Origin of the sequence: Aquibium carbonis (assembly GCF_003970795.1) — a bacterium.
Lineage (GTDB): Bacteria > Pseudomonadota > Alphaproteobacteria > Rhizobiales > Rhizobiaceae > Aquibium > Aquibium carbonis.
On record NZ_RWKW01000133.1, the window covers coordinates 1 to 23,319 of the forward strand.

20 protein-coding genes are annotated in these 23,319 nt (G+C 66.1%); 6 read left to right on the forward strand and 14 right to left on the reverse strand.

Annotation, left to right across the window (positions count from 1 at the left end; all coding sequences use genetic code 11):
* Positions 1-531: 531 nt before the first annotated feature.
* The 6 genes from EJC49_RS24210 to EJC49_RS24235 all read right to left on the reverse strand — a co-directional run bounded on the left by EJC49_RS24210 (position 532) and on the right by EJC49_RS24235 (position 6,425).
* Positions 532-1,212, reverse strand: coding sequence for an ABC transporter ATP-binding protein (locus EJC49_RS24210; protein ID WP_126702498.1), 681 nt, complete (start codon positions 1,210-1,212; stop codon positions 532-534).
* Positions 1,209-2,417, reverse strand: coding sequence for an ABC transporter permease (locus EJC49_RS24215; protein ID WP_126702499.1), 1,209 nt, complete (start codon positions 2,415-2,417; stop codon positions 1,209-1,211). The genes EJC49_RS24210 and EJC49_RS24215 overlap by 4 nt, the downstream gene beginning before the upstream one ends.
* A 2-nt stretch (positions 2,418-2,419) precedes the next feature.
* Positions 2,420-3,670 (reverse strand): efflux RND transporter periplasmic adaptor subunit, encoded by a 1,251-nt coding sequence (locus tag EJC49_RS24220; RefSeq protein WP_210211865.1) that lies wholly within the window; start codon positions 3,668-3,670, stop codon positions 2,420-2,422.
* A gap of 115 nt (positions 3,671-3,785) precedes the next feature.
* Positions 3,786-4,589 carry a DUF6544 family protein gene (locus tag EJC49_RS24225; protein ID WP_342635383.1) on the reverse strand — a complete coding sequence of 268 codons (804 nt, stop codon included), beginning with the start codon at positions 4,587-4,589 and terminating at the stop codon, positions 3,786-3,788.
* Positions 4,582-5,421 carry a hypothetical protein gene (locus EJC49_RS24230; RefSeq protein ID WP_126702501.1) on the reverse strand — a complete coding sequence of 280 codons (840 nt, stop codon included), beginning with the start codon at positions 5,419-5,421 and terminating at the stop codon, positions 4,582-4,584. The genes EJC49_RS24225 and EJC49_RS24230 overlap by 8 nt, the downstream gene beginning before the upstream one ends.
* The gene (locus EJC49_RS24235; RefSeq protein WP_245453547.1) at positions 5,418-6,425 is read right to left on the reverse strand and encodes an Acg family FMN-binding oxidoreductase; all 1,008 of its coding nucleotides are present in this window, start codon (positions 6,423-6,425) and stop codon (positions 5,418-5,420) included. Before EJC49_RS24235 ends, EJC49_RS24230 begins: the two co-directional genes overlap by 4 nt.
* A 373-nt stretch (positions 6,426-6,798) precedes the next feature.
* Here EJC49_RS24235 and EJC49_RS24240 point away from each other — a divergent pair, with 373 nt between their 5' ends.
* Positions 6,799-7,197, forward strand: a complete 399-nt coding sequence (locus EJC49_RS24240; protein ID WP_245453548.1) for a cupin domain-containing protein — start codon at positions 6,799-6,801, stop codon at positions 7,195-7,197.
* A 48-nt stretch (positions 7,198-7,245) separates the two neighbouring features.
* Complete coding sequence (locus EJC49_RS24245; protein ID WP_126702503.1) at positions 7,246-8,019, forward strand: SDR family NAD(P)-dependent oxidoreductase; 774 nt, start codon at positions 7,246-7,248, stop codon at positions 8,017-8,019.
* Between the two features lie 13 nt (positions 8,020-8,032).
* On the opposite strand, the gene EJC49_RS24250 is transcribed toward EJC49_RS24245, so the two are convergent.
* Positions 8,033-8,767, reverse strand: a complete 735-nt coding sequence (locus tag EJC49_RS24250) for a Crp/Fnr family transcriptional regulator (protein WP_126702504.1) — start codon at positions 8,765-8,767, stop codon at positions 8,033-8,035.
* Between the two features lie 197 nt (positions 8,768-8,964).
* Here EJC49_RS24250 and EJC49_RS24255 point away from each other — a divergent pair, with 197 nt between their 5' ends.
* The 4 genes from EJC49_RS24255 (at position 8,965) to EJC49_RS24270 (ending at position 11,550) form a co-directional block, all read left to right on the forward strand.
* Complete coding sequence (locus tag EJC49_RS24255) at positions 8,965-9,201, forward strand: hypothetical protein (protein ID WP_126702505.1); 237 nt, start codon at positions 8,965-8,967, stop codon at positions 9,199-9,201.
* 116 nt (positions 9,202-9,317) lie between these two features.
* Positions 9,318-9,704, forward strand: a complete 387-nt coding sequence (locus EJC49_RS24260) for a DUF302 domain-containing protein (protein ID WP_126702506.1) — start codon at positions 9,318-9,320, stop codon at positions 9,702-9,704.
* Between the two features lie 72 nt (positions 9,705-9,776).
* On the forward strand, positions 9,777-10,178 hold the full coding sequence (locus EJC49_RS24265) for a host attachment family protein (protein WP_126702507.1): 402 nt from the start codon (positions 9,777-9,779) through the stop codon (positions 10,176-10,178).
* Positions 10,179-10,194: 16 nt separating this feature from the next.
* Complete coding sequence (locus EJC49_RS24270; protein WP_245453549.1) at positions 10,195-11,550, forward strand: APC family permease; 1,356 nt, start codon at positions 10,195-10,197, stop codon at positions 11,548-11,550.
* 80 nt (positions 11,551-11,630) lie between these two features.
* Here the strand turns inward: EJC49_RS24270 and EJC49_RS24275 are convergent, their stop codons facing one another.
* The 7 genes from EJC49_RS24275 to EJC49_RS24300 all read right to left on the reverse strand — a co-directional run.
* Complete coding sequence (locus EJC49_RS24275; protein WP_126702516.1) at positions 11,631-12,023, reverse strand: response regulator; 393 nt, start codon at positions 12,021-12,023, stop codon at positions 11,631-11,633.
* 72 nt (positions 12,024-12,095) lie between these two features.
* Entirely contained in the window at positions 12,096-13,148 is a 1,053-nt protein-coding gene (locus EJC49_RS24280; protein WP_126702508.1) for a sensor histidine kinase, read from the reverse strand.
* Between the two features lie 232 nt (positions 13,149-13,380).
* Positions 13,381-21,888, reverse strand: a complete 8,508-nt coding sequence (locus EJC49_RS24285) for a GH36-type glycosyl hydrolase domain-containing protein (RefSeq protein ID WP_126702509.1) — start codon at positions 21,886-21,888, stop codon at positions 13,381-13,383.
* A gap of 120 nt (positions 21,889-22,008) precedes the next feature.
* Positions 22,009-22,314 (reverse strand): hypothetical protein, encoded by a 306-nt coding sequence (locus EJC49_RS24290; RefSeq protein WP_126702510.1) that lies wholly within the window; start codon positions 22,312-22,314, stop codon positions 22,009-22,011.
* A 140-nt stretch (positions 22,315-22,454) separates the two neighbouring features.
* A complete protein-coding gene (locus EJC49_RS24295) occupies positions 22,455-22,709 on the reverse strand; it encodes a DUF1488 family protein (protein ID WP_126702511.1) in 255 nt (84 codons plus the stop codon).
* Positions 22,710-22,774: 65 nt separating this feature from the next.
* Positions 22,775-22,942: a hypothetical protein gene (locus EJC49_RS25850; RefSeq protein ID WP_170314856.1), complete on the reverse strand. Its 168-nt coding sequence runs from the start codon at positions 22,940-22,942 to the stop codon at positions 22,775-22,777.
* Between the two features lie 81 nt (positions 22,943-23,023).
* Positions 23,024-23,319, reverse strand: a 296-nt coding sequence (locus tag EJC49_RS24300; protein ID WP_126702512.1) for a hypothetical protein, incomplete at its 5' end; no start/stop codon positions are given.

A 23,319-nucleotide genomic window follows, 5' to 3' on the forward strand; every position in this document is an offset into this window, starting at 1 on the left:
CGGCAATGCCGGAAAGCACGGCGACCATGGCCGCCAGCTACACCACGCGGTGGGACACGATCCATAGATATGAGATGATCTTAGCGGGAATCCTGTTTGAAGCTCTAGCAGGATTCCCAATTTGCTAACGTTCAGCGTCTGAACGTCGTCTCACACCACCTTCATGCCGATGAATCTCCGTATCCCGCTTCTAGCTGCGTGCTGGCTTGGCTTGCTCAGCCAATAGGTTTCAACCGCCACAGAGGTCTGCGATCGACGCCAAGTCAGTCATTCAGGGTGGGCTGCGGAGCACCCGGAACTTGCCGTTCATTCAGCACCTGTTTTTCGGCTTAAGCGGGGCCGATAGGAGCCTGTCAGCTTATCATGACCTTGATGAAAGAAGCTGCCGTTGGCCCGAAGGAGAAACATTCGACGAAGCCAATGCGGCCGACATCCGAGTGAGGGTGAAGACCCGTTCGTGCCCGGCACTGCGGTCAAGGCCGCTTTGCCGAAAGCGTGACACGCCCGACTGCTGGCAGCCGTGTCCCGCAGCTAGCCGGTCACCTGACCGTCGCCGACGAGGATCTGCCTTTGGCACCGCGCGGCGATCTTCTCGTCATGGGTCGAGATCAGGAAGGTCGTTCCTTCGGCGCGGTTGATTTCGCCGATCAGTTCCATCACCTGATTCGCCGACGCCCTGTCCAGATTGCCCGTCGGTTCGTCCGCGAGCACGAATTCCGGCCGGTTCATCAGCGCGCGCGCCACTGCGACGCGCTGCTTCTGGCCGCCGGAGAGGCTGGTCGACGGATAGTCGATCCTGTCGGCAAGCCCCATCCGCACGAGCAGTTCGCGACCCCGGTCCCGCGCGGCCGCCGTCTCGCGTCCGTCGCGCACGGCGGTCGGAAAGATGACGTTCTCCAGCGCGGTGAAGTCCGGCAGGAGATTGTGGAATTGGAAGACGAATCCGATATGCAGGTTGCGGAAGTCAGTCAGGTCCTTGTCGCTCGCCGTCGTCAAGTCTTCGCCGAGCATCACGTGGCTTCCCGAAGTCGGCTGCATCAACGTGCCGAGGATGGTCAGCAGCGTGCTCTTGCCGGACCCCGAAGGTCCGAGCAACGCCGACATCTCGCCGCGCGCCATGGTCAGGTCGAGCCCCTTCAGCACTTGCGTTTCGGCGCCTCCCTCTCCGAAAATCTTCCAGAGGCCGCGCACCTGCAGGAGCGGTTCCGTCATTGGCCGATCGCCGTCACGGGATCGACGCGCGAGGCGGCGCGTGCGGGCAGGATCGCAGCCAGGGTGGCGCTGATGACGGTGAGCAGGATCGCGACGTCATACGCCCCCTGGGCGATGTCGATCGGCAGGTTGCCCGGCTGGAATTCCTCCCGCGTGGGGAAGGCGAGCAGCACGGCATAGCCGATGCCGGCCCCGAGCAGCCCTCCGACGAGGCCGATCATGGCGCCCTGCATGACGAACACGACCACGACGAAGGACCGCGGCGCCCCCATGGCGCGCATGATCCCGATCTCGGGACGCCTGCGATAGGTCGACAGCATCAGCGCAGATGCCACCCCGATGACGATGGTGATCAGCGCGAAGGATTTCAGCATCAGGCCGGTCTGCGCCTGCGCCTTCAACGCATCCAGCAGCTGCTGGGCGTTTTCGGTCCAGGAGGTTGCCGGGAGGCCGGTCGTCGCCTCGATCCGTGCAGCCGTCGCGTCGGCCTGGTAGAGATCCGCCAACTTGATCTCTATGCGGGACACGCCCTGCGGCATGGCAAACAGCGTCCGCGCCGTGGCAAGGCTGACATAGGCCTGGCGACGATCGGGCCCGCCGGATCCGATTTCGTAGATGCCGGACACCACGAACGCCTTGTCGATGCCGGTGTCAGCCTGCAGACGAACCGTCTGCCCGAGGCGGAAGTTCATGTCGTCCGCCAGGCGTTTGCCGATGAGAATCCTGCCGGCGCCGAGTTCGACGGTGCCCTGGACGAGATAACTCTTCAGGTTGACGATTGCCGAGACCCTGTCGGGCTCGACGCCGGTGATGCTCACCTGCGCCGTCTGCGCCCCGCGCCGAAGGAAGGCGCCTCCCGTGATCTGCTGGGATATCGCCGTCACGCCGGGCAGCTTCTCGATGATCGGGATGAAAGCGTCCGCATTGGGAAGTCGGGCCTCGCGGCTCGTGTCCTTTTCCTGCACCAGCAGGACGACGCCTCCGACATCGCCAAGGAGCATGGGCGGGTCGCTGGCCTCGGCTTCGATCGTCACATGCGAGAGATCTCCCGCCGTGCGCGAGAGGATGAACTCGGCAAGACCACCGATCAGCGCGCTCATGAAAATGAAGATGAACACGCCGACTGCGACCCCGAACACGAGAAGCGACGTCTGGGCCTTGTTGGCCGTCAGGTAGCGGGTCGCGATCTTGAGGGCGTAGAGCATCGCTACTGCCCCGCGGTCCTGACGGCCTGCCCGTCAGCCAGATTGTCGGCATCGGTGATGAGGCGGTCGCCGGCCTTCAGCCCATCGGTCACGATCAGCCGGTCGGCCGGCCAGTCGATGACCTCGACGGGCACACGCTTGGCCTTCTCGCCCTCGACCACGAAGACGGATAGCCCGGCATCGGCAGTGACGAGCGCGACACGCGGCGCGGAGATCGCCGCGTCACGCCGGTCGACGATGATGTTGGCCGTCACGGTCAGGCCGACAGGTGCCGCTTGTGCCTCGGCGAACGCGATCTTCACCGCCAGGCCGCCTGTATCGGGTTCGACGACGGGAGCGACGAAGCTCACCGTTCCGTCCAGCTTCCGATCGTCGCCAGTCAGTTGCAGGACGGCCGGCATGCCGGTCCTGATCTGGGTCGCATAGGATTCGTCGACATCGGTCTCAACCACCAGCTCGCTGAGGTCCCCGAGCGTGAACAGCGTCGTGGCGAGATCGACGACCTGGCCGGGCTCGACGCCGCGCGTCAGGATCGTTCCGGCGATTGGTGCGACGATGCTGAATTTCGTCAGCTGGAACTGCGCCTGGTCAACGAGCGCGCGCAGCCTGCCGACCTCCTGCGCGGCGCGGTCCGCGGCGCTGCGTGCATCGTCCAGTGCGACTCGAGACACGTTGCCTGCCAATGCTTCGGTGCGCTTGAGCGCCGCACCTGCCTGTGCCTCGGCCAAAAGCTGTTGATCGAGCGCTGCCGTCGCCTGTCGCACCGCCGCCTGCTGGGAGGTGTCGTCAAGGCGCGCGAGAACAGCCCCTCGGAGAACCGTGTTCCCCTCTTCGGCGAGCGCCGCCACGAGGGTCCCCGCGACGGTCGACTTGACCGCTACTGAGCGAAGCGCGGCGATACGACCGTTGACGGCCAGGACTCGCGTGACGGGACCGGGCGCGACGATCTCGACCGAAACTGCGGGTACACTGGCCTGCCAAGGCTGGGCATAGAAGAACCAGCCGCCTATGCCGCCCGCCGCCGCCAGTCCGATCCACAAGCCCCGTTGTCGCCACGACGAGCGCTTCGGCCGGTTCCCGGGCTTCGCGTGCGGCGCGACCAACGCCGTCTGTCCCGAAGAAACCAGCGCCCCAGAGGCGCCGTCGCGCTTGGTCCGGTTCGCCCCTTCAGGGGTCGCGGTCAGTTCGATCTGAAGATTGGACATGCTGAAGAACTCTCGGAGGCTCCGGAAGGCTTGGGCAGCTCCTTCCATCATGACACTGCCGCAAGACGATCGCGTCCGACTTGACCTGCATCAGTGAGGGATCAGGGTCGGCGGCCTCAATGTCGATTCATTCGAACGCATGAGCGTCTGAACCGGCGAACCTTCAGCCACCCCGGTCGGCGCATCCGGCATTCGGGAGAGAGTGGATCTCCCAGGCGCCGATGGTTCCTTGCCAGTAGACTCGTTCGCTACCGCTGATGTCCCACGCGACCTCGGCGGCGAATGGCAGCCACCTATTGGCATGGCGGCGGTAGTCCCAGAAGCGCCCTCGCCAGGCAGTCGGGAGGTTTGGTGGAGAGGCCGAACGTGGGCGATCCGGGGCAAACGCGCCAGCAATCCTGCCATTCTCATCGAGGGAAAGCCGAACCTCAGCGGCGGTGTCCCCGCTTCCCGCGCTCACCAACAGGTCCTCGCCAACCGCACGCCACCTGAGGGCAGGATTGAGGAGGATCGCGTCAGGAGCCCACGCAAGTTCCGCAAGGTAGCGCATCAACTCGCCACGAATGAGCGCCGCTGAACGTTCAGCGCGAGCGATCGGAATGATGCCGAGCGCAAAAATGTCGAACCGCGCCCCATCGTCCTTCAATGCATCGTTCGCCGAGATAAGGCCAAGTGGGCCGGCCCGCGCCCGCCAGTCGAACTCGCAGGCCTGCGTCGAGATCGTTTGTGTCGCCGAGAATGACATCCACGAATCGACCTCGATCTTCCGCTTCATGCGCCCCGTCTGGGTTAGCATCACTGAACAAGCCCCCGGCCGCGCCCCAAGGCGCATTGCCAGGTCATGGACGGCGGCGGGCAGGCGAATCGTGCATTGATCGTCGATCGAAGACATAGGAGCGAGCACTTTCGTTATCGAGATATTTCCTTCCCGGACAGCAGGTGGCCGCACAGCACTTATGTTACTCATGCGAGTTGTTCGTCGCCGACCGCCCGCCGCACGCCAATCCTTGGCGCAGCCAGAAACGGTCGGCGACGACAATCACCCCGATGGTCGCCAGCGCTGTCGCCAGAAGGGGCACCTGCAGTTCAGACGGGCCGTTCAGCATTCCCGCATCCTTCAGCGCTAGAACAACGCCATAGGTGCCGAGGAAGTTGTGAAAGACGATCGTCCCGTAGACGTCCCGTGAAACAAAGAAGAACAGGCTTGTCCCGAGGCCGACCACCGCCAACAAGGACACCATGCCGATTGTATTGAATGGCGGGCTGTGGGCGAAGTGATAGAGGCCAAAAAGGATGCTCACGGATATGCCGGCAGCAACGGTTGCCACAACCCGCCCGCGTGTACGCAAGACCTGCGCGATCGTCGAACCGAGCACGACCCAACAGACCAGCACCTCGGCGGCAGACACGACGAACACCTGCGCGTAGGCGTTCAGAACGACCACGGGATCCGTCGAAGGCGCACCTTGTCCTGCATAGAGTCCGAATCCCAGTACGGCACCCGCCAGAATCCATAGGGCCGAGCGGCGTGGCGGGCCGAATCCGGATTCTTCCGGGCTGATCCCGTCTGCATGTTGCTGCCAGCGGATCACACATAACGCCGCAATCACTCCGAGGACGAGGTTACCAAGGATCGCATAGATGATGCGGTCGACGATGGCGTCTGGACGCAACAGCGTTTCGATCCGCCCCTCAAGGAGCCAGGTGGCTGCGCACCAGACAAAGAATAAAGTTAACGCTGCCGAAAGATTCCTTCGCCTGGAAGCAAGTCTGCCAAAATCCCTGTTCATGACGGTCATGTCACGACCACACTTTCCACTGACCTTCGCGCCGAGTACGGCATTTCCGAGCTGCGCCCGAAACGCATGACGATGTCCGGCCGGCGCCCGGGAAGCCCCGCGAGCGCGGCAAGCTCGGGACGCAACTCGGGCACCTCGACCGGCTGGTTCAGAAAGGCGTGCTTGAGACCGAGGGCTGTAGCTTGAAGCGCGAAACGTTGGCACGCGCGACCAGCGAGAACCCAATGTTCGGGATCTGCCTTATCTGCGAGGAAGACGGCGATCCCGGCGGAGGAGGCAATTTGGCGCGTGTATTTCTTGCTTTCGGATTCGGCGGTGAAAAAGAGATCGAGCGCGAGTGGCCCCAGCCATTCGGGCAGGGCAGGACTGCCGCTGCAGGCGCCGAACAGGCCATCGCCGGTGGAGACCGCGCGCCTCGGACTGAAACGCAACCACGTCTTGAGTTCCGACATGAACGCCTGATCGGCCATCTGCGTCTCGTTCCCCGCGACGACGAGATCGCGCAGCCTGTCGATTTGAGCCCGCCCACTGATCAGCACCAGCGTGACGCCGGGGATGCTCGCCGCCCGTCGCAGCGCTTGGAGGTCATCGGCTCCGACCTGTGTTCCGTCATACTCCGCCCGCGTCGACTGACGACGCGGAATCGCACGATACAGAGCCTCTTCCGGCTCGGCCCGCGCCCCAACGTCGTAGATGATCGATCCGTCGCCCGCCGGCTCGAAACGCAGCCGTCCACCGATTCCCCGTGCATTGGCGGCGATCGACAGATTTTCGGCGGCGCAGCCCAGGCTGGCGAAAAGATGATGATCGTCGGGGTCGACCGCAGGCGTTCTCCGGCTGAAGTCGGGCAGAACCTCGGTCTTCTTGTCTGCGATGCGGAACAGCCAGGGTTGCGTGTTGTGGCTGTTGGCGGCCAGCGTCGCATAACGGATCAATGCATACATGTCGGGCATTGGAGACAAGTCCGTGCGCATGGCAGCGACCGCGGCCGCCCGGTCTGCCATCGACCCCATCCCGCGCATTCCGGCCCAGGTCGTACCGCCTGTCGCGAGAAGTGCTGTTCCAGCTCCGATGAGGAGGCGCCTTCGACTTGTCATGAATACACCTTGGAGGGAGAAGGCGGTTGCCGGCGGCTCAACTCTCCCGAATGCAGGACTGGCGAAAGGTGACCGTCGCGAGATGAAGCCTAAGCACGCCAAAGATCGCGCGACTTGACGCAGATCAGCCTGCTGCCCGGAAGCGCCTTGTGCCCTCCGACGACCATCACTGATGCAGATCAATACGACCGTCATCGACCCGACTACGGTCGGGGTCAGGCGAGGTGTCCACGTCACGGGCATGACGGGAAAGCGATCTTCGCAATCGCAGAGGCAAGGAGTGACCGCAGTGAAGGGTTTCGTCGACAACATCGAGACGCTGACGGAGGGCAACGACGATTTCCGTCGCGTCCTGTACACGTCAAATCACCTTCAGCTCGTCCTGATGGCTCTCCAGCCGGGAGAGGACATCGGCGAGGAGGTGCACGACGACAGGGACCAGTTCTTCAGGATCGAAACTGGCTCGGGCGAGATCGTGATCGACGGTGCCGTCAGAACGGTTCGAAGCGACATGGCCATCGTCGTCCCGGCAGGGGCCCGGCACAATCTTCGCAACACCGGGAGCGAAACGCTGCGCCTCTACTCCGTCTACGGACCGCCGGAGCATAGGCACGGCACCGTGCATCGGACCAAGGCCGATGTGACCGAGGAGCATTTCGACGGCAAGACGAGCGAATAGCTCCGACGCGGCCGATCACTGACGTCAGATCGACAGAAAGAACTGACCATGCACCAATCGCTCGAAGGCAAGATTGCCCTGATCACCGGCGCCGCCGGCGCCCTCGGACTCGCGGCAGCCAAGCTGATGTCGGCGCGGGGCGCACGGATCGCGGCCACGGATATCGCCGGCGCGGACTTCGGCCCGCTGCGGGCCGCCATTCCGGACGCGGGCCGTCTGCTGGTGATAGAAGCCGACGTGACCGACGAGGCTTCCTTTGCGGCATGCGTGGGCGCGACGGTCAAGGCCTACGGCACCATCGACATCTTCTTCAACAATGCCGGCATCGAGGGGGCGGTCGCGCCGATCCCGGATTTCCCGCTGGAGATTTTTCGCAAGGTCATGGAGATCAACGTGATCGGCGTCTTTCTCGGCATGAAGCTGGTGATCCCGGTCATGGCGAAAGCTGGACGGGGCAGCATCATAAACTCGTCCAGCGTCGCCGGCCTCACCGGCTCGCCGGGCCTTTGCGCTTACATCGCCAGCAAGCACGCCGTGCTCGGCCTCACAAGGACGGCTGCCGTCGAGTGGGGCGCGAGGGGAATCCGGGTCAACTGCATCAACCCCGGGCCTATCGAGAGCCGGATGATGGCCTCGATCGAGAAGGGCGCCAGTCCCGAGGCGCCAGAGGCCGTGCATGACGGCTTCGCCCAGACTATCCCAATGAAGCGCTACGGCACGCCGGAGGAAGTCGCGGGGGTCGTGGCGTTTCTGGCATCCGACGATGCAGCCTATGTCAACGGGGCATACCACACGATCGATGGCGGGATGACGGCTGCCTGAGTGCCGCAACCCGTCACCTGAGCAGCGGCCCGTCCTGGTCCAGATAGGTCTTGTCGAAGTCGACGGATGCCACCAGTCTGTCGAAATCGTCGAAGGTGACGCGGCCTTTCTGGAAGGTCAGCAGGCCGTCCTCCCGCAACTCGCGCAGCACGCGATTGATGTGAACGGCGGTCAGCCCGAGCGCGTCGGCTAGCATGTACTGCGAGAGCGGACACTCATAGCCCGCGTTCGTTGCGAGTCCGACGAGCTTCAGCCGTGCACCCAGTTCCAGCAGGAAATGCGCGGTTCGCTCGCGCGCGTTGCGGCGGCCCAGATTGACGAGGTGCTCTACCACCATCGCCTCGTCTCGGGACGCCGCCCATAGCACCGCGGTCGCAAGTTTTGGCGTCCGGCTGAAGGCGTTGAGCAGATCCCGCGCGTGAACCTCCGACGCCTCGACATTGGTGACGGGCTCGATCGTGTGGTCGGCGGTGCGAAACAGGATCGAGCGCAGGCCCAGGAAATCGCCCGGCACCTGGAAATCGACGATCTGTCGGCTGCCGCTGGCCTGCAGCTTGTAGGAACAGGCCCACCCCGAGGCCAGAATATAGGCCGACTGATCTGACTGTCCCTGGAGCACCAGGTCGCGTCCGGCAAGGAAGGTCCGACGGCGGCGGTGCAACTCGTCTAGGACCGACAGCTCCGCGTCGGACAGCGCGACGAACGCGCCGAGCTTGAGGGCTATCGGGCTTTCATGGATTGCCGTCATTCGGGCCTGTCTGCCGCTTCGGCCATGGCGAAGTCGCTGAGAAGACGGTCGATCCGTCAAACGAATTGGCCGAAAGCTGCTCTCGCTCAGTTTCCTATACGCGTTCCGTGGCAATGTAGCGACATGCAACTTCCCCCAAGACCGCTCGTTCTCTCAAGACCGCTCGATTTCATCCACTCCGGCGTGGAGGTTTCCTCATGACTTGCACTTCCGACGTCGCGGGCAACGCGGCCTTAGCCATCTGCGAGTCGCTGCTCCTCGCGCTCAACGATCGCGACATCCTGCCGGAGAAGGAGATCGTCGGCATTCTGCGCGATGCGGCATCCGCTCACGAGAACGACCCGGGCGAAGACGGCGAGGCCGAACTTCACATCGCGGTGGCTGCGCTGATCAATTCCATTATCGATGGCGGAAACTCAGTGCGTCGACGCTGACCAAGCCCAACGGAACGAGGCTTGATCGAGATCAGCGAAGGGCAACCGAATTCGGTCCATCGGAGGCTTGTTCCGCTTTGACCGACGGTCGGCCGAACCCGAAACATGGAGACTTCATGACCTACCATTTCAGCAAGATCATCGCCCTGCCGATGGACAAGGCAATCGACCATGTGACCGCCGCTCTTGCGGCCAAGGGCTTTGGCGTCCTGACCACGATCGACGTCGGCGCTACATTGAAGAAGAAACTGGACGTCGACTTCCGGCCCTATGTGATCCTTGGCGCCTGCAATCCGGAGTTTGCCTACCAAGCCTTGCGACAGGAGAGCCATATCGGCACCATGCTGCCATGCAACGTCGTCCTGCGGCAGGCGGAGGAGGATCACATTGAGGTGTCCGCCGTCGATCCGATCGCTTCGATGCAGGCGGTAGGCAACCCCGCCCTCGCCTCGATCGCGGGGGACGTGCGCGACATGCTCAAGCAGGTCATTGAGGGACTTTGACGGGGTCGACCTCCGCGTCGCATCTTCGCGCTTCCGCAATATTTGCGGTTCCGCTCAATCTGGAGAATTCGAATGCTGTTACCCAAGGGTACGATCGTCGCCGTCGCAGACGGCGAGAAACTCAACTTGTTCCGCAACGCCGGGGACGAGGCGGCCTTGAAGCTCGTGACGGTGCCGCACGAGGCCATCGCCGACGATCCGGGGACCAGCACGGGGCGGCACACGAGTGCCGCCAATCCCGATCACGGCCAGTCCGGGGAGGACCAGTTCGCCGCAGGCATCGTCCAGCACCTCAACCAGCAGGCGCTGGGCGGCAAGATCGAGAACCTGGTCATCGTCGCCGCACCGCGTGCGCTGGGCGAGATGCGCAAGCACTATCACAAGGCGCTGTCGGCCATCCTGCTGCACGAGATCGCCAAGGACCTGACGGGGCACTCGCCGGCCGACGTCGAGAGAGCGCTTTCGGCCGGATGAGGACGGCGGCGACCCCTTGCAACCCGCCCGACCTGTGAGCGACCTTAGACTGGGCTCCGGCAAACCCGAGCCTGGGCTGCGCCGGACGATCGGTCCGTTCCAGCTCACGCTCTACGGCCTCGGCAGCATGCTGGGCTCGGGCATCTACGGGCTGATCGGACAGGCAGCCGGCCTCGCCGGAAACGCGGTGTGGCTGGCCTTCCTCGTCGCCATGGTGGCGGCGCTGCTGACGGCGCTGTCCTACGCCTCGCTCGGATCGCGCTATCCGCGGGCCGGCGGAGCGGCCTACGTCACCGAGCGCGCCTATCGCATGCCGCTCCTCAGCTTCATGGTCGGGCTTGCCGTCGTCGCCTCCGGGCTGACATCGATCGCGACGCAGTCCCAGGTCTTTGCCGTCAACCTCGCTTCGATCGCAGGGATCGCCGCCCTTCCGGCCTGGACGATTGCGATCGGCTTCCTGCTCGTCCTGACGGGGCTGGTGGTGCGCGGCATCCGGGAATCGATGTGGGTCAACGTCGGCTGCACGGTGATCGAGGCGGGCGGGCTGCTCCTCGTGATCGCCGTCGGCATTCCCTACTGGGGCTCCGTCGATCTCCTCCAGACCCCCGGTTCCCCAAACGGAGACGTGCTGATCGTGCTGGTCTTCCAAGGCGCGGTGCTGACTTTCTTCGCCTTCATCGGCTTCGAGGACATCCTGAACGTCGCCGAAGAATGCCGCGACCCGCAGCGGACGATCCCGGTGGCGCTGGTCACCGCCATGGTCGTCGGCGCCTCGATCTACGTCGCCGTCGCCGTCACCTCCGTGTCTGTGGTGCCGTGGCAGGAACTCGCCGCCGCACCGGGCCCGTTGACCGAGGTCATGCGCCGGGCGGCGCCTGCGATACCGGTCGCAGTCTTCGCGGGCATCACCCTTTTCGCGGTCGCCAACACCGCTCTGGTCAACTACGTCACCAGTTCGCGGATGGTCTATGGAATGGCGCGCCAGAGCCTTCTGCCCGCAGCATTGGGCAGGATCGGCGCGCGGACCCGCACGCCCGGTCTCGCGATCCTCGTCCTCTTCCTCCTGCTCGTCCCGCTCGCCTTCTTCGGCAGCATCGCCGAACTCGCCGCCGCCTCCGTCCTGATGCTCCTGGTCGTCTTCGCGATCGTGAACGGCGCCCTGCTGATCCTCCAGGCGCGCGCCGGCGAGCCGAAGGGCGGCTTCGAGGTGCCGCGCTTCGTTCCGGCGTTGGGGACGGTCATCTGCCTCGTGCTGATCGCCGTCAGGCTTGCCGGCGGAGACTGGAAGGCTCCGGCCCTGGCGGGAGGCATGCTCGCCGGGATGATTGCGCTTCATGTCGTCCGCACACGGATCGCGCAGCGCCCTGCCTGATCCGGTCGGCGCCGTCCCTGCGCCGCACGATCGATCGATGGATCAGAGGCGTGACGGCACGCGCGGCCGCGGCGAAGAGTTCAACCCGCCGTGCCGGCCGGATCCTCGCTCGCGAGCAATCTGGCCATCGCGTCCGTGATGGCGTTCTCGTCGTAAGGCTTGGGGAAGAACCGGCTACCGCTGGGAAGGCTGCTTTCCTCGAGGATGGCGGCCCCGGAGGCGACGATGAGTTTCACGGGCGGCCATCGATTCCGAATGTAGTGGGAGAGCTTGAGGCCATCCATCGTCCCGGGCATCTGGACGTCGGTGAACACCAGGTCAATGTCGGACCGGGCCTCCAGGATCCGGATGGCTTCGTCCGCATCGCATGCCTCGAGGGCTTCGTAGCCTGCGGTCAGGACCAGATCGACGGCGCCCATGCGGATGATCGTGTTGTCTTCGACCACCAGGACGACGGCCTTGTCTTTTTTCATGAGAGACTCGAGATGTGTAAGGCGGGACCGCGTCGCCGCCATCGGTATAGCGCCGGGGTCGTGAATAGGTTCCTAGGCGGCCCTCGAAACATCGGTGGGCAAACCGCTGCCTTCACGATGGCTGATTGTCACCGCGGTGCCGGGGCCGGCATCGTTCAACCGGATATCGCCGTTCAGGTTTCGGACGAGCGCCTCGACGATGCCGGTGCCGAGCCCCGCCTTCGGTGCATCGGTCCCCATGGGCATGCCGATGCCGTCGTCGGTGATCGACAGCGTCCAGTCTTCGCCCGACGAGCGATAGTCGATCGCGATCGTTCCGATCCGGTCGTCGGGGAAGGCGTGCTTGAGGGCATTGATGACGAGTTCCGTCACGATGAGCCCCAGGCTGACGGAAAAATCCGGCTCGACGACGCTGTCGTCCACCTTCACCGCTATGGAAAGCCTGTTGGGGTCGGAGATCATCGAGGCACCGAGGCTCTGACAGAGCTGAGTGAAGTAGGCCCGGAGCTCGACGCGGCCGCCGCTGGAGGTCGAGAGCTGGCGCTGCAGCGCCGCGATCGACATCACCCGGTGATGGGCGTTGTGCAGGTGCCCGCGCGCTTCGACCGACTGGACGCGTCGGGCGCTCTGCATCAGGACGCTGGCGATGATCTGCAAGCTGTTGGCGACGCGGTGCTGCACCTCCTGAAGCAGGATCGCCTTGTCGCGGATGAGGTCGTCCTTCAGCCGGGTCTCGGCGCGCGCGTCGGTCACGTCCGTGATGGCGAGCAGGAGGCGGATGCGATCCATGTCGCCGTCGTCGAGCGTGCGGGCGTTCACGACGAGGTTTCGCGTCTTGCGGCTCGGCCGAACGAGGTCGATCTCGTAGGCTTCGATCCGCGCACTTCCCGAAGCTGTCGCCCGCAACAGCGAGGCGAGCCTAGGCATGTCCCATTCGCCATCGCCGATCTCGCCAAGCGGTCTGCCGGTGACCGTCGAAGGATCGACCTCGAACGCTCGGCAGAACGAAGCGCTCGCCGCAATCACTCTTTGATCCTCCGATAGAAAGAGCAGCGGCTCGTTGGACGAGACCACCACGGCAAGAGTGCTCGCCGCCTCATAGTGTACGATCGGCAATCTTGGCATGACATGGCCCCTCTGGGACCGGAGACTCGCGGAGCGAGTCATTGCTCGGCAAAATGGCGAGGTGCCGGAAAGGGCAGGCTCGACCGAGACAACCTACCATGCCCTGCTCCAAGATGTCCCATAGAAAGTTGCAACGGGCGCCTCTCGCGCCGAACCGAACGCCCGGAGGAGGTTCAGGAGTCGCCCCTCGATTGCGTTCATACAAACTCCCCGTTGCGTCCTTGGCGAGGACTTATCTGGTCTGGCGGGATACGATGATCAGTCTGTGTTCGTGTCCGTCCAGCGGCACGCGCGCGGCCGCATCGGAGGGCGGCTGGGGAAAGCCGTCCAGGACCGCGGACCATCCGCCTGGACCCGGTCGTCCCGAATTGTCCACCCGGATGTCGCAGCGCGTCCCCTCGACGCGCAGCGTGGCCTCGAAGCCCGGCCATGCCGATGGAAGGCACGGATCGACGACGAGGACGTCTCCCTCGCGGCGAATGCCCAGGATGCCCTCGATGCCGGCCCGGTACATCCAGGCGGCGGAGCCGGTGTACCAGGTCCAGCCGCCGCGGCCGACATGCGGCGCCACGGAGTAGACGTCGGCGGCGACGACATAGGGCTCGACCTTGTAGCGGTCCGTCGCCGCGGGCGTGCGGGCATGGTTGATCGGATTGAGAAGTGAGAACAGCTCGTGCGCCTTGTCGCCCGAACCCGACTTCGCGAAGGCGAGGATCGCCCACATGGCGGCATGGCTGTACTGGCCGCCGTTCTCGCGCAGGCCCGGCGGGTAGCCCTTGATGTAGCCCGGATCGCGCGGCGTCTGGTCGAAGGGCGGGGTGAACAGCAGGGCCATGGCGTCGTCTCGGCGGATGAGGTGCCTGTCGAGCGACGCCATCGCGGTTGCCGCGCGCTTCGGATCGGCGGCGCCGGACAGCACGGCCCAGGATTGGGCGATGGAATCGATCCGGCATTCCTCGCTCTCCTTTGAGCCGAGCCAGGTGCCGTCGTCGAAGGTCGCGCGGCGGTACCACTCGCCGTCCCAGGTCTGCGCCTCGGTCGCCTGCCGCAGCATGGCCGCATGCGTCCGCCAGCGTTCCGCACGCTGCGGGTCCCGGCCATCCGCCAGGCGCGCGAACAGGTCGATGGCGCCCAGGAGCAGCCAGCCTAGCCAGACGCTCTCGCCCTTGCCGCCCTCGCCCACGCGGTTCATGCCGTCGTTCCAGTCGCCGGTGCCCATGAGGGGCAGGCCGAGCGGGCCGGTGAGGTCCAGGCACTGGTCGAGGCCGCGGGCGCAGTGCTCGAACAGCGAACCCGCTTCGGCCGATTGTGCAGGATGGAAGAACGCGTCGTGGTCGTCGGGTGCCAGAAGTGGACCGTCGAGGAACGGAACGCTCTCGTCCAGGACCGCGGCATCGCCCGTCGCCTTCACGTAGGTCGCCACCGCGTAGGCCAGCCAGACGCGGTCGTCCGAGATCCGTGTGCGGACGCCTTGCCCCGATTGCGGCAGCCACCAGTGCTGGACGTCGCCCTCGACGAACTGCCGGCCGGCCGCGCGCAGCAGGTGGCCTCGCGTTTCGTTCGGTCTCGTCAGGCTCAGCGCCATGCCGTCCTGGAGCTGGTCGCGGAAGCCATAGGCGCCGCTCGACTGGTAGAAGGCCGAGCGTGCCCAGATCCGGCAGGCGAGCGTCTGGTAGAGGAGCCAGCCGTTGAGCATGATGTCGGTAGCGCGGTCCGGCGTCTTCACCTGCACCGCATGCAGAACATCCGTCCAGTGATCCGTCACCTCCCGGAGCACGGCGTCGAGATCGGCCGCGCGGTAGCGGGCGACGAGCGCCGGGACCTCCTCATGCGTGCCGCACTGCCCGAAGAAGCAGACGACCTCCGCCGTTTCGCCCGCGCCGATCTCGATCGTCTGTTGCAAGGCCACGCAAGGGTCGAGGCCCGCCCCGGTCCTGCCGGAGAGGTGGGCCTCGCCGGTGAGCGCACGCGGCGCCGACGGATTGCCGTAGCGGCCGAGAAACTCGGCCCGGTCTCCGGTCCATGCGGTATGCCGACCGCCGAGATCGACGAATGCGGTGCGGTCCGGGGAAGTGATGCTCCAAGGATTGCGCGCCAGGAGGGCGCCCGTGTCCGGGTCGATCTGCGTCACCAGGAACGGCGCCGTGGCGCTGCGCGTGGTGCCGAGCACGAGTTCGGCATAGCTTGTGACGGAGAGGCGGCGGGTCCGTCCGGACAGGTTCCGGATGGTCATGCGCGAGATCTTGATCGGGTCGGAGAGCGGCACGTATTGCAGAAGGTCGAGGGCGATGCCGTTCGCCTCGTGCTCGAAGCGGCTATAGCCGAAGCCGTGGCGCGCCAGATAGGTGCCGCCGTCGCGGATCGGCTGGGCCGTCGGGCTCCAGAGGTCGCGCGTGTCCTCGTCCCGGACGTAGAAGACTTCCCCGCCCGGATCGACCACGGGGTCGTTCGACCACGGCGTCAACTGGTTCTCTCGGCTGTTCTGCGCCCAGGTATAGCCGCTTCCCTCCGCCGAGACCTGGAAGCCGAAGCCGGGATTGGCGACGACGTTGATCCAGGGCGCGGGCGTGGTGGCGCCATCGCGCAGGATGGTGACGTATTCGCGTCCGTCCTCGTCGAAGCCGCCGAGCCCGTTGAAGAACTCGAGCGGCGGCGCAGGCGCAACGGCCGTCCTGGACTTCGGCTGGACCGGCTTGCGCGCCGCGTGGATTTGCGGGTGGTCGAGGGGGTGGGCGCGCATGTGGTCGAGCTGCTCGGCGATCGCGCCGCGGCGGGCCGAATAGGCGATGCGGGCGATCGACCCGAGCAGGCCCCGCGCCTCGGCGCTCATCAGGTCGGCGCGCAGCGCGTAGGCCGAACCATGCGCGAGCACGGCGCCGAAGCGCAGTCGCGACTGGCTGGTGCGCACTGCGGTCTCAATGGCGACCTGCAGATCCTGCGTGTAGGACGATGCGCGCTGGTTCACGATCACCAGATCGACGGCGAGGCTCTTCATCCGCCAGTACTCGTGCGCGCGCAGCAACTGCCGCACCTGGGCCATGTCTTGTGGATCGTCGATGTGCAGCAGGACGATCGGCAGGTCGCCCGAGATGCCGAGGTGCCAGAGGCCTGACTGCGATCCGGCGCCCCGCAGGATCGCCTCGGCGGGGGACCGGTGGCGTGCGTCGGCGTAGAGGATTGGTGCGGCCAGCCGCTGGAAGTCCGCTGCCTCCGCGGGGTTGACGCCGAGATGGCGCAGCTGGACCTGCCCCTGGGTCCACGCCAGCATCCTGGCGCGCTCGAAGGCGCTTCGATCGTGGTGCCTGTCCATCAGGTCCATCAGTTCGCCCCGCGACGAGGCAACGATGGTCCAGTAGGCGATGCGCGCGACCTTCCCGGGTGCGATTCGCACGGTCTGGCGCAGCGCGAAGATGGGATCGAGAACGGTGCCGACCGTGTTCGACAGCGCACCGGGCGCCGCCATTGTCTGTGCCGAGCGGATCGAGCGTCCGCGCCCGATGAAACGGGCGCGGTCGGTCTCGTATTGCGGATCCGCGACGACTTCGCCTTCGACGACGGCGAGATGGGCCGCCCAGACCTGCGGCTCTGCGTGGGAGCGCGGACGTCGCGTGGCGACCAGCGCCCCGAATTCCGCGACATGCTCGGTCTGGACGAACATCTTGGAGAAGGCCGGGTGCGCCATGTCGGAGGCCAGCGGCGCCAGGACGATCTCGGCGTAGGACGTGATCTCGACGTCGCGCGCGCGGCGCCCGCCATTGCTCACGGAGACGCGGCGAACCTCGCAGTCGTCCTCGCCGGAGACGAGGACCTCCATCGTGGTCGTCAGTGCGCCGTCGCGGCGGATAAACCGGGCATGGTCCTCGTCGAAGACGACTTCGCGCGTCTCGCCTTCGGCACACAGCGGCTGGGACCCGGCCGACCAGACATCGCCGCTCTGGAGATCGCGCAGGAAGACGTAGGAGCCCCAGTCGTCGCGGGTGGAATCCTCGCGCCAGCGCGTCACGTAGATGTCGCGCCAGCGGCTGTAGCCTGCTCCGGCGGCCGTCAGCATCAGCGCATAGCGCCCGTTGGACAGGAGGTGGGTCACCGGCGGGCCCGCAGTAGCGGCGGTGACACGGCGCGATGCGGGTGCTTCCACATCGGCGGTCGCAGGCGAGGCCCTGACCTCCTCCGCCTTCGGATGGCCGGTAACCACGTCGCGCGGCATGCGCTCCTGCAACAGCAGTTCACAAGCCTGGATCATCGGCTCGCGATGGAACCGGGCCCGCATCTCGCCTTCGTGCAGGGTGTTGGCTACGGCGACGATGGTCATGCCCTGGTGGTGGGCCATGGAGGTGCGCACGATGGCGACGTCCTTCTCTTCGGGAAGCCGCGACCGGGTGAAGTCGAGCGCTTCGTAGAAGCCGTAGCGTCCAACCGCCCCCATCTTCGCCATGCGGGCATAATTTTCGCGCGCGCCGTGGGGGTCGACCATCGTGGCGAGCCCTGTCGCATAGGGCGCGATCACCGCGTTCTGCGACAAACCGCGCTTCAGGCCGAGGCCCGGCACGCCGAAATTGGAGTACTGGTAGGTCAGTTCCATGTCGCGGGCGTTGTAGGCCGATTCGGAAATCCCCCAGGGAATGCCGAGCGAGCGGGCATAGGACTGCTGGCGCTGCACCACGAGACGGTTGGTCTGTTCGAGCAGGCTACCGGCGGGCGCGCGCAGGACGAGCGACGGCATTAGGTATTCGAACATCGAGCCGGACCACGAGATCAGCGCCGAGGCATTGGCGAGCGGTGTCGCCGAACGGCCGAGGCGGAACCAGTGCCGGGTCTCGACGTCGCCCTTGGCGATGGCGAAGAGGCTGGCGAGCCGGGCCTCCGAGGCGAGCAGGTCGTAGCAGCTCGGGTCGAGGCTGTCGTCGGCGAGCGAGTAGCCGATCGAGAGCAGCTTGCGCTCCGGATCGAGCAGGAAGGCGAAATCCATCGCCATCGCCATCTCGCGGGCATGGCCGGCAATCCGCCGCAGACGGACGTCGAGGTCGTCGCCGGCGCGCCGGTCGCGACCGTGTGCCGCGATGGTTGTCTTGAAGGTCTCGATCCAGAAGAGGACGTCTGTGGCGGCGTCCTCCGCCTCCGTCGAAACCAGGGCGCGCGCCGTGACGGCCGCCTTTTCGGCGAGGCGCGACAGGACCGGGAACAGGGCCTCGAGCGTCTGCGGACCGGCTATCAGCGCCTCGATCTCGCCGAACGTCTCCGACAGGAGAATGGCGCGGTGCCCCGGCTCGGCGTCGAGCGACCGACGCGCCATGAGGATGGCGTCTGCCATGCCCATGCGGGCATTCGGCGCGATCGGCCGTGTCGCCCATGCCTCGCAGGCGTTGGCGAGCACGATCAGATGGCCGGCGAGGTTGCCGCTGTCGACCGACGAGACGTAGGCGGGTTCGAGGACCCGCAGGTCCTGCGTCGCGTACCAGTTGAAAAAATGCCCCTTGTGCCGCGGTAGCCTGCGCATGGTGCCGATCGTGGCTTCCAGCCGCTCCACGGTCTCGACCGTTCCGGCCCAGCCGAAGTCACGGGCGGCGACGGCCGAGATGAGATAGAGCCCGATGTTGGTGGGCGAGGTCCGGTGGGCCACGACCGGCTTCGGATCCTCCTGGAAGTTGTCCGGGGGCAGCATGTTGTCCGCGGGCGTCACGAAGGTTTCGAAGAAACGCCAGGTGCTGCGGGCGATCAGGCGAAGGTCGCGCGCATCCGGGTCGGTGGCCGCGAGCCGCGTACCGGTCTTCGGCGACCGACTCGTCCAGCGCGCGAGCGCGGGTGCGGCAAGCCATGCCACAGCGAAGGGCAGGACCAGCGGCCAGGACGACGGCGCGACGAGCGCGGCCCCGGCGGTGGCGGCGAGCGCGAGCAGCGTTCCGGCCGCCATGCGGCGGTAGAAGCCGGCAAGGTCGAGCCGCGGGCTCTCCTTCGACTGTGCGGCGGTGGTCCATTCAAGGAGATGGCGGCGCGACACGTAGATCCGGGTCAGCGTCCTGACGATGGCATCGGCCATCCGCCAGGCATGGTCCGGCAGGAAGACGATGGACAGTGCACTCTGCGCGGCGGCGAGCCGCAGGTCCGCGCCGAGCGTCGCCACGTGGTGGCGCAGATGGATGCCGGCGCGGTGCGGCACGGCAGTGAAGAGGATCGGCAGGAAGGCCGGCGTGGCGATAGCGGCAAGGACGAGCAGGGTTCCGGCCGCCGCGGCCGGCAACGGCATCAGCCAGGTGAGCACAAGTGCCAGAAGCGTCGATGGAGCCAGCAGGGATCGCCGCAGGTTGTCCAGCATCTTCCCCCGGCCGATGGAGGGGAGAGCAGATGTTCCGCCACGCCGCATGGTCACCCAGGGAAGCAGCTGCCAGTCGCCGCGCGTCCAGCGGTGCTGGCGCTTGGCGGCGACGTCGTAGCGGGATGGGAACTCCTCGATCACCTCGACGTCGGAGGCGAGGCCGGCGCGGGCGAAAACGCCCTCGAAGAGATCGTGGCTGAGCATGGCGTTCTCGGGCACGCGGCCCGACAGCGCGGCTTCGAAGGCGTCGACGTCGTAGATGCCCTTGCCTGTGTAGGTGCCTTCGCCGAACAGGTCCTGGTACACGTCCGACGCGGCCGCCGCGTAGGGATCGATGCCGCCCGGGGCGGAGAAGACGCGCTGGAAGATGGACCCCTCCCGGCCCACGGGAAGCGAAGGCGTCACGCGCGGCTGCAGGATGCCATAGCCGTCGACGACGCGCTGCTCCTCGACACTGAAGCGCGGGCGGTTGAGCGGATGCGCCATCTTGCCGATCAGGCGGTGCGCGGCATCGCGCGGCAGGCGCGTGTCGGCGTCCAGGGTGATGACGAAACGCACGTCGGCCGGCACCTGCGGCGGGCCCCCGCCGACCGGCAGAAAGGTGGTGTCGGCCGCACCGCGCAGGAGCCTGTTGAGTTCGTGCAGCTTGCCGCGCTTGCGCTCCCACCCCATCCATTTGCCTTCAGCCGAATTGAAGACGCGGCGACGGTGCAGCAGGAAGAAGCGCTTCGTGCCGGCAAGCGGCTCATGGCGCCCGTTGAGGCGGTCGATCGCCTCGGCGGCGACGGCGAGGAGGCGGGCATCGCCCTCCGTTTCCTCGCGATCGGCATCCACACCGTCGGTGAGGAGGGCGAAGGCCAGGTCGCCGCCCACGCCGGACAGGTGGTGCACCTCGAGGCGCTCCACCTGCTCCAGGAGGTCGGCTTCGCTGGTGAGGAGCGTCGGCACCGCGACGAGCGTGCGCAGCGACGGCGGAACGCCTTGCTTGAGCGCAAGTCCGGGCAGGATCGTGGCGCCGAAGCTCCAGGTCATCGCACGGTTGACGAGCGTTGTCGCCACCTCGGTCGCGGGCAGGAAGCCGACCAGAGCCGCCGGCAGGAGCCAGAGGCCATCGAGGCCGGTGCGCGACAGCAGCCAGAGGGCGGCGGCGAGCAGCATACCCGTGACGAGCAGGATCGACCCGACATAGCCGCCGATGCCGAGACACGTGTTGAAGCGGCTGATCCGCAACCGGGCGGGCGCCTTGAACCGGATCGCCCGCTCGAGGGTCCGGCGGCCCTGGGCGATCAGGTGGAAGCCGGGATCGCCGGTGCGCCCGTCGTCGTCCGCGCGGCCCGTCTCGGCCCCCGTCTGGCGCGCGGCGTCGAGCGCGTGGTCCGCAATCTCCAGCTCCGAAAAGGCCGATCCTCGTGCCAGCTGCTCGATCGCATTCCTGTAGAGGTCGCGGGTGGGGAAATCCATGTCGGCAAAGGCGCTGCGCGCGCGCAAGCGCGCATCGACAAGGCTGACGCTCTCGAACATCTCGGCCCAGTCGATGTCGGAGATGAGCCGCAAGCTGGTGATGATGTTTCGCACCGTAACGTTGGACGCGCCTTGCCTCTGCTGGGCATGAAGCACGACGTCCTCGACCGACACGCCCTGAAGCGCGAGACGGTCTTCCAGCCAGCCGAGCGCGGGCGTCGTCGCCGGATCCTGGTTCCTCAACTGCTTGGCCAGATGCGCGGCAAAGACTTCGGACAGCGGTTCGGGCGAACGCGAGGCGATGTCGGTGTCGAGCGCGGTCTTGCCGGAATCCGACAGCAGAAGCTGATCCGACAGGGCCGCGGCATCCGCGCGGGCGGCCCGTCCCACTGTCATCTGGTCGGCCAGGCGCCGCAGGTTTTCGACGAGAACGATACGCAAGGTGATCGCCACCGCCCAGAGTTCGCCGATGGTCAACGGCTGCACCCGCTGGTAGGCGACAAGGAACGTCCGCAGCTTCTCGCGTTCGAAGAGGCTGTCGGTGTGTGCGACGAAGGCCCAGGCCATCCCCAGCACCCGAGGATAACCCGCCAACGGTCCCTCGGCCAGCTTCGGCAGCTGCCGATAATAGCCCACGGGAAGGTCGTCCCTGATCTCGCGGATCTGATCCTCGACCAGGTGATAGTTGTCCAGCAGCCATTCGGCCGCGGGAACGACGCCCCTGCCGCTTTCGAGCTCGGTTGCGGTTGCCCTGTAGGCGGCGAGCAGAACCGCGGCATTGTCCTCGAGCCTCGTGTGCAGCGACAGGACGTTCGGCGGCCTGTCGGTCACCGACTGCGCGACGGCAAGGCTCTCGGCGTGCTGCTCGAGGCGTTCTTCGCTGAAGAGTTCCTCCCGTACCGGTGCTCCGTCGTTCCACGGCGGTGACGACGAGCGGAGCCCCAGAAGGCGATGGATCAATGTCAAAGCGTGCCTTTCCAGCCAATGCGACTGCGCCGGAACCGGCGGTTTGTCAGGAGGTCTCGGCAGGAGGAGGCAAGGGCCGCGAAGCGAACCGATCACTCCCCCTCGGCGATCATGTCGCCGTCAGTGGCGCCACTCGGACGCGCTCGGCAGGTCGCCTGTGACATCGACATGGGCGGAACCGCTCGATGGCGGCAACTGCTTCTCGGAGAATCGCAACCGCAGGCGCCTTCCGTCGTCGGTGAGGAGATGGAGGTCCGCGCGACCGAACACCAGCCGCAGCGCCTCCGGCGGCATGCGCAGTTCGCCACCGCCGGTCACGCCGCCCGGCTTGGTCAGGAAGCCTTCGAAATCAAAATCCGCGCGCGCAAGGAACTCGTCCTCGCATTTCAGGTCGCCTGCCCCCCGAAGAACACCGAGATACTGCATGTGAACGTTCCTTCCGCGCGGTTCCCGTCATGACGAAGCGTCCGAGCGTCGTCATCGTTCCATTGCTCCGTGAGATCTTCGCCACATAGCGCCACGTCCCGGGGCCCGGTCGCCCCGCTGCCAGCGCGCAGGACAGCGGCTCACCGGAAGTCGGCCGCCGTCAGGACGTACATTGTCCTGCGGGCGCTTCCGTAGATCTCGCGCGCGACATCGTGGATCGTGCCCCGCGCAGCGTCGAAGGCGGCAAGAAAGCCCGCTTCGCCGCCGGTCGCTGGCGGGAGCGCGTCGGTCTCGACGAAGAACGGCACCTCGATCATGCCGTCATGTCCGACGAAGCGGATCCGATGGCGGACGTCGTCGTAGCTGCGGCTTCGATTCGGAAAGGCAAGTGCCATTTCGAGATCCTCCTGGGACTGAGTTCGTCTGATGCGGCGGCACCAGCGAATGCCGGCGCGTGCCATCAGATCAACTTGGTTTCTCCTGCCATTTGATCTTTGCGGCGGCTGGTGCCATCGGTGTCGGATTTCCGATGCAGTTCCTTGGCGGCCTTGCGGGTAGTTTCGAAACGGTTCTCCTCGGGTTCCTTGGGCGCGGATATCGGGTCGGTTTTCTTCGTGAAGGTGATCATTGGTCGCGCTCCTTGAAGGGCTGGCAGAGTGGCGCGCCGGGACTTGTGCCCCGGCGGACTGCCGGTTGGCTCGAGCCGGTCTTATGCGGCGAGAGCGGTCGAGCAGGCCTCGACGCCGCGCCTGTCGGGGTTCGTCTGCCCTGGCATGGTCGCCCAGCCGCCCGCCTCGATGAACTGTCGCTTCTTGTAGCCATCGGTGATTGCCTTGAACTCGGCGAGCCGCGCCGCCGCGTCCGGCGCCGCGTTGAAGCGTTCCACGCAGATGGCCGACGCCAGTTCACCGCGCGCGACATCGCCCGCGGTCGTGGCCGCCGTGCGCGCCGTGCCGCCGGTCACCCAGCCGCCCCAGACGAAGCCGACGACCATGGTCGCCGCGG